The organism is Streptomyces sp. NPDC051219 (genome assembly GCF_040682335.1).
In the GTDB taxonomy this organism is placed as follows: domain Bacteria; phylum Actinomycetota; class Actinomycetes; order Streptomycetales; family Streptomycetaceae; genus Streptomyces.
In genome coordinates, this window is the sequence record NZ_JBFBAS010000018.1 from 31,812 (window position 1) to 47,265 (window position 15,454).

At 69.8% G+C, this 15,454-nt stretch carries 10 protein-coding genes and 1 pseudogene; 5 read left to right on the top strand and 6 right to left on the bottom strand.

Going from position 1 to position 15,454, the window contains the following annotated elements:
- Positions 1-112: 112 nt before the first annotated feature.
- Both AB0M62_RS21105 and AB0M62_RS21110 read left to right on the top strand, forming a co-directional pair.
- Complete coding sequence (locus AB0M62_RS21105) at positions 113-2,134, top strand: NADPH-dependent 2,4-dienoyl-CoA reductase (protein WP_366075789.1); 2,022 nt, start codon at positions 113-115, stop codon at positions 2,132-2,134.
- 47 nt (positions 2,135-2,181) lie between these two features.
- Positions 2,182-2,595: a PaaI family thioesterase gene (locus AB0M62_RS21110; RefSeq protein ID WP_366075790.1), complete on the top strand. Its 414-nt coding sequence runs from the start codon at positions 2,182-2,184 to the stop codon at positions 2,593-2,595.
- A 13-nt stretch (positions 2,596-2,608) separates the two neighbouring features.
- On the opposite strand, the gene AB0M62_RS21115 is transcribed toward AB0M62_RS21110, so the two are convergent.
- On the bottom strand, positions 2,609-3,031 hold the full coding sequence (locus AB0M62_RS21115) for a DUF350 domain-containing protein (RefSeq protein WP_366075791.1): 423 nt from the start codon (positions 3,029-3,031) through the stop codon (positions 2,609-2,611).
- A 96-nt stretch (positions 3,032-3,127) separates the two neighbouring features.
- On the opposite strand from AB0M62_RS21115, the gene AB0M62_RS21120 reads away from it, so the two are divergent.
- Positions 3,128-3,355 (top strand): hypothetical protein, encoded by a 228-nt coding sequence (locus AB0M62_RS21120; protein WP_366075792.1) that lies wholly within the window; start codon positions 3,128-3,130, stop codon positions 3,353-3,355.
- On the opposite strand, the gene AB0M62_RS21125 is transcribed toward AB0M62_RS21120, so the two are convergent.
- Positions 3,313-5,247: an AMP-binding protein gene (locus tag AB0M62_RS21125; protein ID WP_366075793.1), complete on the bottom strand. Its 1,935-nt coding sequence runs from the start codon at positions 5,245-5,247 to the stop codon at positions 3,313-3,315. The genes AB0M62_RS21120 and AB0M62_RS21125 overlap by 43 nt on opposite strands.
- Positions 5,248-5,368: 121 nt before the next feature.
- Between AB0M62_RS21125 and AB0M62_RS21130 the strand changes: the two genes are divergently transcribed.
- Complete coding sequence (locus AB0M62_RS21130; protein WP_366075794.1) at positions 5,369-7,258, top strand: ABC transporter ATP-binding protein; 1,890 nt, start codon at positions 5,369-5,371, stop codon at positions 7,256-7,258.
- A gap of 329 nt (positions 7,259-7,587) precedes the next feature.
- Here AB0M62_RS21130 and AB0M62_RS21135 read toward each other — a convergent pair.
- Positions 7,588-7,896, bottom strand: a pseudogene (locus tag AB0M62_RS21135) (ABC transporter ATP-binding protein); the annotation flags it as partial.
- Positions 7,897-8,419: 523 nt separating this feature from the next.
- Between AB0M62_RS21135 and AB0M62_RS21140 the strand changes: the two are divergent.
- Complete coding sequence (locus AB0M62_RS21140; protein ID WP_366075796.1) at positions 8,420-10,072, top strand: N-6 DNA methylase; 1,653 nt, start codon at positions 8,420-8,422, stop codon at positions 10,070-10,072.
- A gap of 39 nt (positions 10,073-10,111) precedes the next feature.
- On the opposite strand, the gene AB0M62_RS21145 is transcribed toward AB0M62_RS21140, so the two are convergent.
- From AB0M62_RS21145 to AB0M62_RS21155, 3 genes are read right to left on the bottom strand one after another with little or no spacing between them, the layout of a single operon-like run.
- Positions 10,112-12,238: a UvrD-helicase domain-containing protein gene (locus tag AB0M62_RS21145; RefSeq protein ID WP_366075797.1), complete on the bottom strand. Its 2,127-nt coding sequence runs from the start codon at positions 12,236-12,238 to the stop codon at positions 10,112-10,114.
- A 40-nt stretch (positions 12,239-12,278) separates the two neighbouring features.
- A complete protein-coding gene (locus AB0M62_RS21150) occupies positions 12,279-13,517 on the bottom strand; it encodes a restriction endonuclease (protein WP_366075798.1) in 1,239 nt (412 codons plus the stop codon).
- Complete coding sequence (locus AB0M62_RS21155) at positions 13,514-15,340, bottom strand: DUF4357 domain-containing protein (RefSeq protein WP_366075854.1); 1,827 nt, start codon at positions 15,338-15,340, stop codon at positions 13,514-13,516. The genes AB0M62_RS21150 and AB0M62_RS21155 overlap by 4 nt, the downstream gene beginning before the upstream one ends.
- Positions 15,341-15,454 lie beyond the last annotated feature (114 nt).

The following is a 15,454-nucleotide window of genomic DNA, read 5'->3' on the forward strand; positions in this document are numbered from 1 at the left end:
CGCTGCGGGGCGGGAGTGGATGAGGCGGTCGTCACTTCCTTTTGCACTTTGTTGCAAAAGCTGCCTCCGGGGTCTAGAACTGGACCCGACGACCCGCCGGAGGAGGCGCCGAATGAGCCAGTACCCGCACCTGCTGAGCCCGCTGGACCTGGGCTTCGCGACGCTGCCCAACCGCGTGCTCATGGGTTCCATGCACGTCGGGCTGGAGGAGGCGGAGCGTGGCTTCGAGCGGATGGCCGCGTTCTACGCGGAGCGCGCCCGAGGCGGCGTCGGGCTCATCGTCACCGGCGGCATCGCTCCCAACGAGCAGGGACGGCCGTACGAAGGCGGCGCCAAGCTGACCACCGAGGCCGAAGCCGTACAGCACCGGACGGTGACCGACGCGGTGCACCGCGAGGGCGGCCGGATCGCGATGCAGCTGCTGCACTTCGGCCGGTACGCGTACCACGAGGACCTGGTCGCTCCCAGTGCCATCCAGGCTCCCATCAGCCCGTACGTTCCGAACGCGCTCACCGACGACGAGGTCGAGCAGACCGTCGAGGACTTCGTCCGGGCGGCCGGCCTGGCGAAGCTGGCCGGCTACGACGGTGTCGAGATCATGGGCTCCGAGGGCTACCTGATCAACGAGTTCATCGCGAGTGCCACCAACCGGCGCGAGGACCGGTGGGGCGGCTCGTACGAGAACCGCATCCGCTTCCCTCTGGAGATCGTCCGGCGCATCCGCGAGCACGTCGGCCCGGACTTCATCCTGATCTACCGGCTGTCGATGCTCGACCTGGTCCCCGGCGGCTCGTCGCTGGAGGAGGTCGTCACCCTGGCCCAGCGGATCGAAGCGGCCGGCGCGACCCTCATCAACACCGGCATCGGCTGGCACGAGGCCCGGATCCCGACCATCGCTACCTCCGTGCCGCGCGGTGCGTACACGTGGGTGACCAAGAAGCTCATGGGCTCGGTGTCCATCCCGCTGATCACCAGCAATCGCATCAACACCCCCGAGGTCGCCGAGCAGTTGCTCGCCGAGGGCCGCGCCGACATGGTGTCGATGGCCCGTCCCTTCCTCGCGGACCCCGACTTCGTGGCCAAGGCCCGCGACGGGCGCGCCGAGGCCATCAACACCTGTATCGGCTGCAACCAGGCCTGCCTGGACCACACCTTCAGCGGGAAAATCACTTCCTGCCTGGTCAACCCGCGCGCCTGCCACGAGACCGAGCTGGTGCTGTCCCCGACCCGGCGCCGCAAGCGCATCGGTGTCGTCGGCGCGGGACCCGCGGGGCTCGCCTTCGCGGTATCGGCTGCCGAACGCGGGCACTCGGTCACCCTGTTCGATGCCGCGGACCAGATCGGCGGACAGCTGAACATCGCCAAGCGGGTGCCGGGCAAGGAAGAGTTCGAGGAGACCCTGCGCTACTTCCGTACCCAGCTCGAAGTGCACGGAGTCGACGTACGGCTGAACACCCCGGTCGACGCGGGGGTCCTCATTGCCGGCGCGTACGACGAGGTGGTCATCGCCACCGGTGTCACCCCCAGGACGCCCGAGATCCCCGGCGTCGACCACCCCAGCGTCGTCAGCTACCTCGACGTCCTGCGTGACGGCGCGCCGGTCGGCGAGCGCGTGGCGATCGTCGGCGCGGGCGGTATCGGCTTCGACGTCGCCGAGTACCTCACCGACGGGGGTGACGCGGCGAGCCTGGACCCGGACACGTACTTCCGTCAGTGGGGCGTAGACACCGACTACCGCAGCCCCGGCGGACTTCGCGCTCCCGAGCGCCCGAAGCCGCCGCGGACCGTACACCTTCTTCAGCGCAAGACCACCAAGGTCGGCGCGGGACTGGGCAAGACGACCGGCTGGATCCACCGGACCGAACTCAAACACCGCGGCGTCACCATGGTGGCCGGCGCCACGTACGACCGGATCGACGACACGGGACTGCACCTCACGGTCGACGGCGTCTCCACGGTGCTGCCGGTCGACACCGTGGTGCTGTGCACCGGACAGGAGCCGAGGCGCGCGCTGTACGAGGAGCTGGCGGCGGCAGGCACGTCCGTCCACCTCATCGGCGGCGCGGACGTGGCCGCCGAGCTGGACGCCAAGCGGGCCATCAAGCAGGGCACGGAACTCGCCGCCGCCCTCTGAGGCGAGGGGTGTTGTAGGGGGAGGGGCCCGACCGCCACACTCTCCCTGTGACGCTGACTCTCGCACAGGCCGACAAGATTCTGGCGGACAACTTCGCGCCTTGGGTGCTCGACCTCGGGCTGTCCGTGGTCGAGTGCGGCGACCGGCACTCCGTGCTGCGGCTGCCCTGGTCGGACCGGCTGGCAAGGGACGGCGGCGGCTTGTCCGGGCAGGCGCTGATGGCGGCCGCGGACACGGCGACGGTGATCGCGGTGGCCTCGGCCCGCGGCGAGTACGGGCCGATGACCACCGTGCAGCAGTCCTCCACCTTCCAGCGGGCGGTGGTCGGGGCGGATGTGCTGGTCGATGCGCGGATCACCAAGCTCGGCCGTCGGCTGGCGTTCGCGGACATCACCATGACGGCCGAGGGAGCGGTGGACGCGGCCGCCCGCGCCTCCACCGTGTACGCCCTGCTGGGGTGACGCGGGCCAGGACTCAGGCGATGGACGCCGAGACGATGGCGGACACCGCGAGGTTGCAGGACGCCGTCACCCACACCGCGGGGTGCGGCTCCCGCTCGACGAGCGTGGCGCCCAGCTTGCCCGGCGTGACCAGGTCCACCACCAGGAACGCCACCGCCATCATCACCAGACCCAGCAGGCCGAACGCGGCGGTGGACACCAGGCCCTTGCCGAAGTCCTCGTACGTCGTCCAGATGGACGTGAACACGATCCCGCCTATGCCGAGAAGGGCGGAGCTGAGCAGCACGGTGGCGTTGCGATTGCGCTCCTCCCAGATCTGCCGGCCTAGCTTTCCAGGTGTCAGCAGATCCACCAGGACGATGCCGAGGATCAGCAGAACCACGCCGAGGGCGCCGTAGGCGGTGGCGCGGCCAAGTCCGTTGATGATGTCGCTCATTGAGAAGCCTGTCTCCGCGTGTGAAGGTGATCGTTGCCAGGGGGGACGCAAAACTATCGCACGGCTGTACGGCGACGGGGGCGGGAGGGGGCGCCGATGGATTTCGTCACCGACGCGGCGGGGCGACTCGCGCCGACCGGGACGAACCTGCGGCTGACCGGGCCCTCGGTGGCGGTGGCCTTTATGGGCAAGGCTGATCAGGAGCGGCCGGCCGCGGAGCGGCTGATGTCGCCGCGCCCACGCGAACCCGGCATGACCGACCGGACAGGGGCCGGGGCCCGTCAGTCCTCGTCCGCCCGGCCGGAAGGCTTCCGTGCCACGTAGACCGCGACGATGGCCGCCGCGATCATCAGTGGGACATTGAAGGTGTAGACCAGCGCGGCCTGCCGCGGCCAGTCGTCCTTCGCGGCCAGCCGGTGGAAGTTGTCCTGCGGCCACCACGAGACCAGCAGCCAGACGATGGCCAGATGGGCCGCCGTGGTCAGCCCGCGCGGCTTTCCGGCTTTCCGCATCCAGAAGCGTCCGGCGACCAGGAACACCACGCCGGCCGCGAAGGCCAGGCACTCGAAGAGGTACAGCGCCCGGAAGAACCACGACCACGGTCCGGGCACGGCGGAGAGGTCGGTCGACCCGGGCCAGATCAGGTCGGTGAACAACAGCGCGAAGAGCGCCGGCAGGAACATGCCGCAGCCAACCACGATCGCGACCGGGAGGCCGTCGCCCGTGGCCTCGCCGGACTTTCCGCCCCCGGCCGCTCTGCCGTCGGCCGGCCGCGCGGGATGCGGCAGCGCACCCCGGTCCTCCTGCCCGGCCCGGTTGCGGGGCAGCGACCGCAGCCGTACGACCGTCCCGGGGATCTCCTGGTCAGGCACCTTGCCGGTGAGAAACGTCCGGATCCCGGCGGCGTCCGGTACGGCCGTGCCGGACGGCACCACGTACGCCGCCGGCCGCCGGCTGCGCGCTCCGCCGTCCACGGCCGCGACCAGGCACGCGCCGATCTGCGGGTGATCGTGCAGCAGCGACTCCACGTGGTACGGATCGAAGGACCGACGGCCGACGGCGACCCGGTGTCCGGCGCGGCCCCGGTACTCCAGCAGCCCGTCCTCGCGCAGCCGCCCGAAGTCGCCCGTGAGTATGGCGTCGCCTCCGCCCGGCGGAGTCAGCCGGATCCCGCCGTCGCCATCGGTCTCCACCCGGCAGCCGGGGAACGGCGTGCCGATCAGCGAGACGCGGCCCGGATGCTCGACCGGGGCGGACAGCTGCGAGAGTTCGAACCAGGTGCCGCAGCCGGCGGCCTCCGTAACCCCGTAGACATTGAGCAGCCGCACCTCCGGCCGGAGCCGTCGGCACAGCTCTTCCTGCTCGTCGAGGTAGAGCCGGTCGCCGGCGACGGTCACCACCCGCAACGACGACAGGGCCGGGTGCTGCCCTGTCGTGCCCCGCAGGAGACGCGCCGCGCCCGACGGATCGGTGTCCACGACGGTGACCGACTCGGCGGAGATCAGCCGGTGCGCCTCGCCGGAGCGCCGCTCCGGCAGCACCAGCGCGCCCCCGGAGCACAGGGCCCGCACCCAGGCGCCGGTGAACATGGTGGCATCGGGCCGGGCGGTGACCAGATGCCGGTCCTGCGGAGTCAGGCCGTACACCTCGGCCCACCCCTCGTACGCGGCCAGCAGCCGCGCATGGCCGACCGGCACGGCGCGCGGGCTCCCGGCAGCGGTGAAGAGGACCGCGGCCGTGTCGCCGGGAAGCACATCGAGCGGTTCTGCCGGGTGTGCGGCGATCGCCCGCGCCTCGGAGTCCAGGCAGATCGTGCGACGGCCGTCGCCGTGGTCCAGCCTGGCCCGGTTGTCATGGTCCGTGATCACCGCGAACGGGTCTATTCGATCCAGCTGCTGACGCACCGTCGCGGGCGTGGTCCGCGGGTCGATGACCGTGTACGCCCCGCCCGCCTTGAGGGTGGCGAGGACCGCGACCAGAACATCCGGCATACGGTCCGTCCCCACGGCCACGGTCCCGTCGGCCGGCAGTCCCGCATCCCGCAGATGGCGTGCCAGCCGGTTCGCCCGGAGATCGAGTTCCCGGTAGCTCAGGTGCGTGCCCCCGGTGACGACGGCTCGGGCTTCGGGGGTGCCGCGGACCCATCGTTCGAAGAGGTGGATGATGGCCTCAGTGGTGCGTGGACCGGGGCGTGCGGACTCTGGTTCCTGCGACATCTGCAGATGATGGCAGCCGGCACCGGCAGTGCACGAGAGTCCCACCTCGTCGGGTCTTGACCTCAATGTCGCTTGAGGTTTTAGCGTTCCGGGTGCGCTCACAAGATTCCGGAGGCACCTCATGAGCATGGAAGTCACCGCGTGGACATCGCTGCACAGCGCGATGAACGCGCAGCAGGACCGGCGGCCCTTCTCCCGCGCGACGTTCCGCCGGATCGCCGCCTTCGCCCGGCCGCACCGCCGGCAGATCGGCCAGTTCCTGCTCCTCAGCGTTGTCACGGCGCTTCTCGCGGTGGCCACACCGGTCCTCGCCGGCCGGGTCGTCGATTCGATCGTCAAGGGCCAGGCGGCCGGGACGGTCATCAGGCTCGCCGCCCTCATCGCCGTCATCGCCCTCGCGGAGGCCGGTCTGGGGCTGCTCACCCGCTGGCTTTCGGCCACCCTCGGCGAGGGGTTGATCCTCGATCTGCGGACCGCCGTCTTTGACCATGTTCAGCGCATGCCGGTCGCCTTCTTCACCCGCACCCGCACCGGTGCGCTCGTCAGCCGGCTGAACAACGACGTCATCGGAGCCCAGCGGGCGTTCAGCAACACGCTGTCCGGCGTCGTCTCCAACCTCGTCACCCTGCTGCTGACGCTGGCCGTCATGCTCAGCATCTCCTGGCAGATCACCTTGCTCGCCCTCGTCCTGCTGCCGGTCTTCGTCATTCCTGCCCGGCGGATGGGCTCCCGGATGGCCAGACTCCAGCGCGAGGCCGCCAACCACAACGCGGCCATGGGCACTCAGATGACCGAGCGGTTCTCCGCACCCGGCGCGACCCTCGTCAAGCTCTTCGGACGGCCCGCCGACGAGTCGGCCGAATTCGCCGCCCGGGCCCGCCGAGTGCGTGACATCGGCGTCCGTACCGCCATGGTTCAGTCCGCCTTCATCACCGCCCTCACCCTGGTCTCGGCCCTGGCGCTCGCGCTGGTCTACGGACTCGGCGGCTACTACGCGCTGCGCGGCACGCTGGAGCCGGGGGCCGTCGTCGCGCTCGCGCTCCTCCTCACCCGGCTCTACGCCCCGCTGACCGCCCTGGCCGGCGCCCGCGTGGAGGTGATGAGCGCCCTCGTCAGCTTCGAGCGGGTCTTCGAGATCCTCGATCTGAAGCCGCTGATCAGCGAGAAGCCGGACGCCCGGCAGGTGCCCGAGGGAGCGGTGTCCGTGGAGTTCGACAGCGTGCGCTTCGGCTACCCTGCCGCCGACAAGGTCTCCCTCGCCTCCCTCGAAGAGGTCGCCATCCTCGACACCCGCGGCGGCACCGAAGTCCTGCACGACATCTCGTTCCGCGCCGAACCCGGCCAGATGGTGGCCCTCGTAGGCTCCTCCGGCGCGGGCAAGTCGACGATCGCCCAGCTCCTGCCGCGGCTGTACGACACCGAGTCCGGCTCCGTACGGCTGAACGGCATCGACGTACGCGACCTGAGCGCCCAATCGATCCGCGAGACGCTCGGCATGGTCACCCAGGACGGCCACCTCTTCCACGACTCGGTACGCGCCAACCTGCTCCTCGCCCGGCCCGACGCCACCGAGGACGACCTCTGGGAGGCGCTGCGCCGCTCCCGCCTGGAGGGCCTGGTCGCATCCCTGCCCGACGGCCTGGACACCGTCGTCGGTGAGCGCGGCTACCGGCTCTCCGGCGGCGAACGCCAGCGGCTGACGATCGCCCGGCTGCTGCTCGCCCGCCAGCGGGTGGTGATCCTCGACGAGGCGACGGCCCATCTGGACTCCACCTCCGAGGCCGCGGTCCAGGAGGCCCTGGCCGAGGCGCTGGACGGCCGTACCGCCGTGATCATCGCCCACCGGCTGTCCACCGTCCGGGCCGCCGACCTCATCCTGGTGATCGAGGACGGCCGGGTCGTCGAACGCGGCACGCACACCGACCTGCTGGCCGCCGGGGGCCGTTACGAGGAGCTGTACCGCACCCAGTTCGAGCGGCCGGGATCGGAGACGGCCGAGCCCGTCCACTGACGACCCACCTGGCGCCGCATGGCCGGCCGCTCGCCGTGCGGAACCGTGGGTCCGCAGCGGGATCTCCCGCCAGGTCACGGATCACGAGGGTGCTGATGCTCAGCAGAGCATCAGCACCCTTTGGTGGATTTCCTGCGTGTGTTCAGGGCGCCGCGGCGCTGAGGGCCGGTGCTCGGTCGGCAGTGGGACGGCCCGGGACCGGCCGCACCGGCTTGCTCAGAGCGGTGGGGCGATCACCGGCAGACCGATCGCGGCCGGCAGCAGGGCGATGCCGGCCGGCTGCACGGGCAGCAGCCGCAGGAGTTCGCCGAGGTCGGCGGTGGCGAGGGTCACCGACCCTCCCGCAGCCGGCCCGCGGCCATCTCCAGTACCCGGTCGCAGCGGTCGGCCAGTGCCCGGTCGTGCGTGACGACGACCAGGGTCACCGGCAGGAGGTGAGGACGTCGGCCGCCTCCTCCTGGCCTGAGAAGTCCAGGGCCGCGGTGGGCTCGTCGGCCCTCGGCCCCGGCGGCGACGCAGCCGATCGCCCGGGCGAGATACATCCGCTGCAACTGGCCACCGGAAAACGTGTGCAGGGGCCGCCCGGCCAGCGACCCCACACTCAGCCGGGTCGCGGCATCGGCGACCTGTGCAGGAGCGGTGCTGCTGGTTCAGCAACTGAGCCAAGATCCTGGAGTGCCTCCATGTTGCGCACCATGTTCAAGTCCAAGATCTGCGTTTGGGTATCTGTGCAGGTCAGGGGCATGAGGCCGCTCAGGTCAGCAAACGGTCAGCATCGGGTGCTGGGGCGTCCCGGCTGTTGATTCGGTGACCATCACGACAGGGTCGTCGGCGTAGGGGCATGGTCCGACAACGTGGTGACGTCCCAGCGGACACTTCTGCAGGCCACGCTTGCCGCGCACCTTGCGGGTGCGGGGCGCTCCCGGGTCATCAGGCGGCCCAGGGGGCAACTCCGCCCGCCGACGCTCCCGATCCGTGGTTGGTGATCCTCGCTACGTGGACACAGACGACTGGAGTCCGACGGCCTGGAACGTGTGGTGAGTAGCTCTTCCTCTTCGAGGAGTCCTTCCAGGAGCAGGCATGGAAGGCCTCCGATGTTGTTAACGTCGTCAACGAATGCGCGCATTGATAGCGGGTTGGGTCCTGTGTACGGTTGCCCGTATGGCAGACACTCACGCCCCAGAGACCAACCCGCTGGTCACCGGCTCCGAGATCGCCAGGCTGGCGGGCGTCACCCGCGCCGCCGTCTCGAACTGGCGGCGACGTTACGACGACTTCCCCAAGCCGACCGGCGGGGGTGTCAACAGTCCGCTGTTCGACCTGGCTGAGGTGCAGGCCTGGCTGGACAGGCAGCGCAAGGGGCAGGAAGTGTCCGTGGAGGTGCAGCTGTGGCAGGCGCTGCGCGGAATGTACGGCGACGACATGCTCGGCGGGCTCGTGGATGTCGCCCGTCTCCTCACCGAAGGCGAGGCACGTGAGGAGCTTCCGGCGGACGTCGTCCGGCTCGCGCGGGACCTGGCCGAGAGCGGTGGCGCGGCAGAGGCGGTGAGTGTCCTCGCGGAGCGCTTCACCGACTCCGTACGCCGGGCCGGATCGGACCAGGTCACCGCACCGCGCATCATCCGTGCCGTACGCCACTTCGCCGGTGAGGTGGCACCTGACGCGACCCTCTTCGACCCGGCCTGCGGCATCGGCTCCCTCCTGCTCGCCATCGGTCCCGCACAAGGCCCCAGGCGCTGCGGGCAGGAGACCGACGCCCACAGGGCCATGTTCGCGCAACTGAGGGCCGACCTCACCGGGCGCATCGGTGCCGGCATCGTCACGGGGGACTCCCTGCGTGACGACCGGTGGACGGACCTCAAGGCCGACCTGGTCGTCTGTGATCCCCCGGTCGGCGAACCCGACTGGGGGCGTGAGGATCTGTTGCTCGACTCGCGCTGGGAGTTCGGCACCCCGTCTCGTGCCGAAGGCGAACTCGCCTGGCTGCAGCACGCCTATGCGCACACCGCGCCCGGCGGTCGTGTCCTCATGGTCCTGCCCGCCTCGGTCGCCTACCGCAAGGCGGGCCGCCGTATCCGCGCCGAGCTCGTACGAAGGGGCATCCTCACCCAGGTCACCGCCCTTCCGTCCGGCACGGCGGCCTCGCATGCGCTTCCGATCCACCTCTGGCAGCTGCGTCGCCCGCGGACCCCGGGGGATGCCGTCACCAGTGTCCGCATGGTCGATCTGACGGCGGGCGATCCGGACGGCTCACTGGAACCGGACCCCGAGCAAATGGCGGAAGTTCCCCTGATCGATCTGCTTGACGATGTCGTGGACCTCACGCCGGGCCGTCATGTCGAGGACTCCCATCGCGACTATGCGGTCGAATACCAGACCTTGCGAGCGGAACTGACCGAGCAGGTGCGGCTGTTGGCGGAGCTGCTGCCGGTGTTGGCCGCGGGCGATGGCCCCAGCTCTCTGGACGGACCTACCGTCAGCGTCGCAGAGCTTGTGCGTGCCGGGCTCGTCGAGTACGGCGATCCGGAAGCGGTCTCGATCAGCGACCAGCTCGACACCGACTACCTTCAGGGCTTCCTGCGCAGCGCGGCCAACACCCGCCGCTCCACGAGCACCAGCGGCACCTACCGCCTCGATGGCAAGGGCGCCCGCATCCCGCAGATGGACATCACCGAGCAACGGCGGTACGGGGCAGCCTTCCGCGCGCTTCAGGAGTTCGAGGAGCGAGCGCGCAGAGTGGTGGAGCTGAGCCGGGACGCGGCGACACTGGCAAGGGACGGGCTCGGCAACGGCGCGCTCACCCCGGACAGCTGACGGAGAGCGCCACATCGCTTGCCCTGTCCGCCGATGCGGTTACGGCACGAACGAACTGGCCGACCCGCTCCACGTGACCGCCAACGCCTCCCGCGCACGGGTGCACGCCACGAACAGCAGGCACCGCTCCCGCAGCAGATCCGAGTCGCGCTGCAGCACGTCCACGGAGGCCGAAGTCACCTCGCGGGCGAACGGCACCGCGCTTGCCGTCACTCCCAGGACGGTGACGCAGCGAAACTCCAGCCCTTTCATGGCATGCATGGTGGCGAGCCGCACGCCGTCCGCGCCGGGCCCCGGGTTGTCCCTGACCCGGACCACCGGGATCCTGGCCGCGGTCAGCTTGTCGTACGCCTTGTCGAGCAGCACGTTGAAGCGGGCGCACACCCCGATCTCCGACGGCCGGATGCCTTGATCGATCCAGCCCTCGACACGCTCGACGAGCGCCGCCACCTCGGCCTGCTCGGAGCCGTACCCGTCCACGTGGGGCCTCCGGCCGTGCAGCAGGGAGCGGTAACCGGCCAGGCTGTCGCTTCCCTCGCCGCCCAGATCGTCGACCGACACCGGGCTCAGGATGCCGATCGACCAGCCGAGTATCTCCTCCGTGGAGCGGTAGTTGATGCGCAGACGGTGGGTCCGGCCGGCCACCGAGATGCCCAGGGAGCCGAGCGACACCTTCGAGTCGTAGATGCGCTGGTGCGGGTCGCCCGTGATGAACAGGTCGTCGCTGCCGGGTGCCACCGCGCCGCGCAGGACACGCCACTGCGCGGGGTGCAGATCCTGCGCCTCGTCGACCACGACATGGTCGTGCGTGGGCGCCGACCCGGCCAGGAGGTCGGCCGCACGCGCGCACACCTTCAGATGCGTGGTGGCCTTCTGGGCACGCAGCATCGACTCGAACAGCTCGACGGCCGACCAAAGTTGATCGCGTCGCGCCGACGGCAGCGCGCTGCCGCGCCCGCGCCGCAGGGCGCTGCGGTAGGCGTCAAGTGTGCGCAGGTCCTGTGCGAGTACGACGTGCCGGTACTCCTGAGCCAGGAACTGCTCCGACCACGGCAGTCCCAGTTGCTTGACGACACGCTGCCACAGCTGCCGTTCCTCCCGATCGTTCATGGGAGAGGGAGCCTTGCCGTCGAGGCGGGTCACGACGCCGTGCGCGTAGGCGTTGACCGTGGTCACATCGACGCGGTCGAGCAGCGCGTCGTCACCGTCCAGGAGCAGGGACAGGTTCTCGCGCAGTGAGCCGGCCAGGGCGTTCGTGTACGTGGTCAGCAGGACGCGGGTGCCGGGCGAGCGTGTGAGGAGATGCTTGACGCGGTGCAGGGCCGCGACCGTCTTGCCCGTGCCGGGACCGCCGGTGATCTGGACCGGGCCGCCGTACGACACCCGGTAGGCGACGCGGCGCTGTGAGGGGTGCAGGAACACTCGCCAGGCCGTGAACGGCTTCTCCAGGATGTCCGCAAGCTCTTCGGGGCCGGTGACCAGGGTGATGCGGTGCTTGGTGTTGGCGATGGCGACGGCGAGGCTCTCGTCGGGGTCGGGGCCCGCGCCGACCGGACGGCGGACGGTGACCACGTCTCGATACACCTCGTCGGGACTGAACTCCTCGGCGAGGTACTGGAGCACCTCGCACTGGTCCTCCGGCAACAGGGTCTCGAACGCCTTGAGCTGTGCCTTGTCGATGATCGTTCGCACCGCGCGCAACACCTGGTCGTCGATGCCCAGTTCGCGCAGCACGGTGTCCGAGTACTGCGCGAAGAGCAGGGAGTCGGCGGCGGCAGCCGCCTTTTCCAGGGCCGGCGTCAGCTGCTCGATGGCGACCACGTTGCGGACTTCGAGGGCGCGCGTCGCGGAGTTCGTCGTGTACAGCCGCTTGGCGGCCCAGGTGTATGCGTCGTCGTGCCGTACGACGTTGACGAGCAGGAACACATCACTGCCGTCGTCCGGGGCGAGGACGACACCGCGCCAGAAGTCGTTGATGCGGATGGTCCGCATACGGGCGTCCTGCGCGTTCTGCACGGTCTCGAGGTGGAGCCCTTTGTCTGCGTGCAGTTCGGGCACGGAGAGCAGCTGGAACTTCTGCATCGCCTTGCGGACGCCTGCCTTGACGGGCTTTTCCAGGACGTCGTAGCTCTCCCAGAAGCTGTTGGCGAACGCGAGCTGCGGCACGCGGTGCACTCCCCACCCTGGACGGACACTTCGCAGTCGATCATACGCGCGGTGTGTTCGCCAGCCGCTGGGCCACCTCCTCGATGTCCGTGAGCAGTCCGGGGGGTTCCTGGTTTAGGTCGAGGGCGTGCTGATGGATGACGATGCCCGCGTGCCGCACCCGGTGCGCGGCGTGCGGAGCATTGCCCTTCGCGTACACAAGATGCCCTTCGCGCAGGCCGAGGGCCGTGCAGTATGCCAGCATCTGGTACAGGTCGGCGTCGGGATAACCGCCCGGTCGCTCGGCCTTGTACTTGGCGTCCGCCACCGCGCACGGGGTACCGTCCGGTCCGTACAGGACGAAGTCCGGCTTCATACGGATCGCGGCGGCCTCGTCGAGGTGGTGGGAGTCCTGGAGACGGGCCGTGTGGCCGCCCAAACCCCGGCCCCGGTCCTGGAAGGTCTCCCGTAGGGCGGTTGTCACGAAGTCCTCGAAGAGCTTGTTCATGTCGAAGAGGAACCCGTCGATGCGCAGATCGCCGGGGCCGTGCTCGGCGGAGGCACCGTCCAGGACGACGCGCGCAAGACGCAGGGCCTGGTGGTAGCGAGAGTTGAGGCGGGTGGGACGCCAGCCGGGGATCGGCTGTCCGCGCACGATCGCCGTGACGTCGGTCAGGCGGGCGCGCTGGTGCAGCAGCCTGCGGCGTACGCCGCGCGGTATGCCGGGCAGGCGCAGGAGACGTTCGACGGCCGCACGGAGAATGCGGTTCTCCGCGATGTCGGTGGTGAACTCGTCGTACGCCACTTCGATCGGCAACATCGCCCCGAAGCGCCGCCGTATCTGTTCGGCCTCCCTGATCCGGCCGCGGACGACGAGCGCGGATTCCTCAGTCGCCCGGTACCCCTGCAGCAGGCCCTGTCGCAGGGCCCGGTCCACCTGCCGCTCCACAGCGTGGGCGAGCGCGGGCAGCAGATCGCGGTGCTCGGCGACCTCGACCTCGCCGTCTCGCCAACTCCGCCTCGGATCAAGGCTGTAGCCGAGCAGGAAGAAGAGCCGGACGATGGGCACCTTGGGTGTGATGCGCACGGTGACCGGTTCGCCGCCGCCCGTGACGGCCACGGCCCCGACCTGGCTGCCGGCCCTCAGCGACCAGTGCCCGGGCGTGTACGGGTCGGGGGTCGCGTCCACGATGTCGGAAGCGGCGAGGGCTCGGCCGACGGCATCCGGCAGGGCGAGACGCCTCGCCGGCGCGTGCTCGACCAGTTCGACGGACCGCAGGGCGTCTACGGCGGACGTCACCCCAGCGACTCCCGCAGCGAGGCCAGTCCGTACCGCTTCTCCATGTCCACGCCCTCCCCGTAGTGATGCTCCTCCATCAGGGGCAGGATCTTCGTCCGCCAGGTCCGCTCCAGGCCGCCCTCCCGGTACACGCCCTTCTTCATCAGGTACGAGGGCCCGATACGGAAGTCGGGATCGTCGATACGGGAGTTCAGCGCCTCGAGCAGGTCGGCGGGCTCCACGCCCTTGCCCTCCTTGGCCAGCCAGCGGCGCAGCAGACCGCGTGTCGGCTCAGTACGCGGCGACAGTTCGACGAAGGCGAAGCGGCGGCGCATTGCCGCGTCCACGAGGGCGATGGACCGGTCGGCGGTGTTCATCGTGCCGATGACGAACAGATTCGGCGGCAGCGCGAAGTCGTCGCCGGAGTAGGTCAGCCGAACCGACTTGTTGCGGTACTCCAGCAGGAAGTACAGCTCGCCGAAGACCTTCGCCAGGTTGGCACGGTTGATCTCGTCGATGATCAGGAAGTGCGGGATGTGCCGGTTTCCCTCGCGGGAGGCCAGGTCGGCGAGTTCGCGCAGCGGGCCCGCGGTGAGCCGGAAGGCGACCTCTCTGGTCTGCGGGTCCTCCTGAGGCCGGAAGCCCTCGAAGAAGTCCTCGTAGGCGTACGACGGATGGAACTGGACCAGCTTGACCTGCTCGGGCCCGCCGCCGAGGAACTCGGCGAGCTTCAGTGCGAGGTAGGTCTTGCCGGTGCCTGGTGGCCCGTAGAGCACCAGCTGCCGGTCGTCCCACAGCAGATCACGCACTTCCCGAAGCCATCCCGCGTCGTGCACGAGCAACTCGGCGGCCAGCTCGTCCGTGGGCACGGGAAGCTCCAGCTCTCGGCGTGCGGTGAGCGCAGGGATCTCCACGCTCGGGTCCCGCTCCACCGCTTCCGCCTCCGCGACCAGCTCCTGGTCGGACCGGCCCAGTCCTTCGATATGTGCCTGTACGGAGGTGAGGTCGACGACATCGTGCTGGACGGACAGCTTCTGCTGAAGCTCTTCCGGCAGGTCGTCGTACGGATAGCCGGCCGCCTCCCATTCGACCGGTCGCCGCAGGTTGCTCCGTCCGTCGTCCGACGCGATCTGTTCGACCTCGCCCGCAATCTCCCCGGCGTACAGCCGGCCGCCGGAGATGGTGCACACCGTGTCTCCCGGTTTCATACGGGAGAGGAAGGCGTGCAGGTCCTCAACGAGCTGCTGCTTCTGGCTGTAGGTGGCGGTGGACTCGTAGTCCTCCTGGACCAGGGTCCGCAGTTCGTCTTTGCTGACGCCCTGCCCGACTCCCTGCCGAAGGCGGGAGGCGGCCAGCGTGACGCGGCCTTCAGGGAGCCACATCCTCTGGACCAGGTCGAGCCCGGTCACGTTCGACCCGCGTACCAGCCAGGGACGGTTCGGCCCGTGCCACACCGCCGCCATGAAGTCGGACAACGGCGCGCCGTCCTCCGTCCGCCATTCCTTCCACCCGTTGCGCGGGGCGCCGACCAGGAGGACGGCGGCGAACGACGGTGAACCGACGACCACGTCCTCGGTCAGCTCCAGCCAGCCGGGCCAGCGCGTCGACGGCACGAGCACACCCCGGGCCTTCAGCTCCTCCCGGTGCTTGAGGGGGGCTTTGAAGTGTGTGGCGAGCGACGGCATCAGGTGATCCCGGGCCGGAGATCCGGCCCGGATCAGGAACCTCCGGCTTCCGTTCGTGCCCGTCTCGTCCAGCAGCGCGCCGCGTGCCCGGCCGATGCCGTCGCCGTTGGGCAGACGCAGCTGAAACTCCGGATATGTAGCGGACTCGGCCACGGTCATCACTCCCCACTCGGACACCGTCTGATGAGAACGATAGGTGCGACCACCGACAGATCGGTCTCCCACCAGGACGCGGGTACTGTTCCGTGGATCGCCGCATGGCGGCAGGGCCTC

What these genes read in the sequence shown, in the direction of transcription:
- AB0M62_RS21105 (WP_366075789.1), top strand. Translation starts at nt 113, where the DNA reads ATGAGCCAGTACCCGCACCTGCTGAGCCCGCTGGACCTGGGCTTCGCG.
- AB0M62_RS21115 (WP_366075791.1), bottom strand. Translation starts at nt 3,031, where the DNA reads ATGAGCGACATCATCAACGGACTTGGCCGCGCCACCGCCTACGGCGCC.
- AB0M62_RS21120 (WP_366075792.1), top strand. Translation starts at nt 3,128, where the DNA reads ATGGATTTCGTCACCGACGCGGCGGGGCGACTCGCGCCGACCGGGACG.
- AB0M62_RS21125 (WP_366075793.1), bottom strand. Translation starts at nt 5,247, where the DNA reads ATGTCGCAGGAACCAGAGTCCGCACGCCCCGGTCCACGCACCACTGAG.
- AB0M62_RS21130 (WP_366075794.1), top strand. Translation starts at nt 5,369, where the DNA reads ATGAGCATGGAAGTCACCGCGTGGACATCGCTGCACAGCGCGATGAAC.
- AB0M62_RS21140 (WP_366075796.1), top strand. Translation starts at nt 8,420, where the DNA reads ATGGCAGACACTCACGCCCCAGAGACCAACCCGCTGGTCACCGGCTCC.
- AB0M62_RS21155 (WP_366075854.1), bottom strand. Translation starts at nt 15,340, where the DNA reads ATGACCGTGGCCGAGTCCGCTACATATCCGGAGTTTCAGCTGCGTCTG.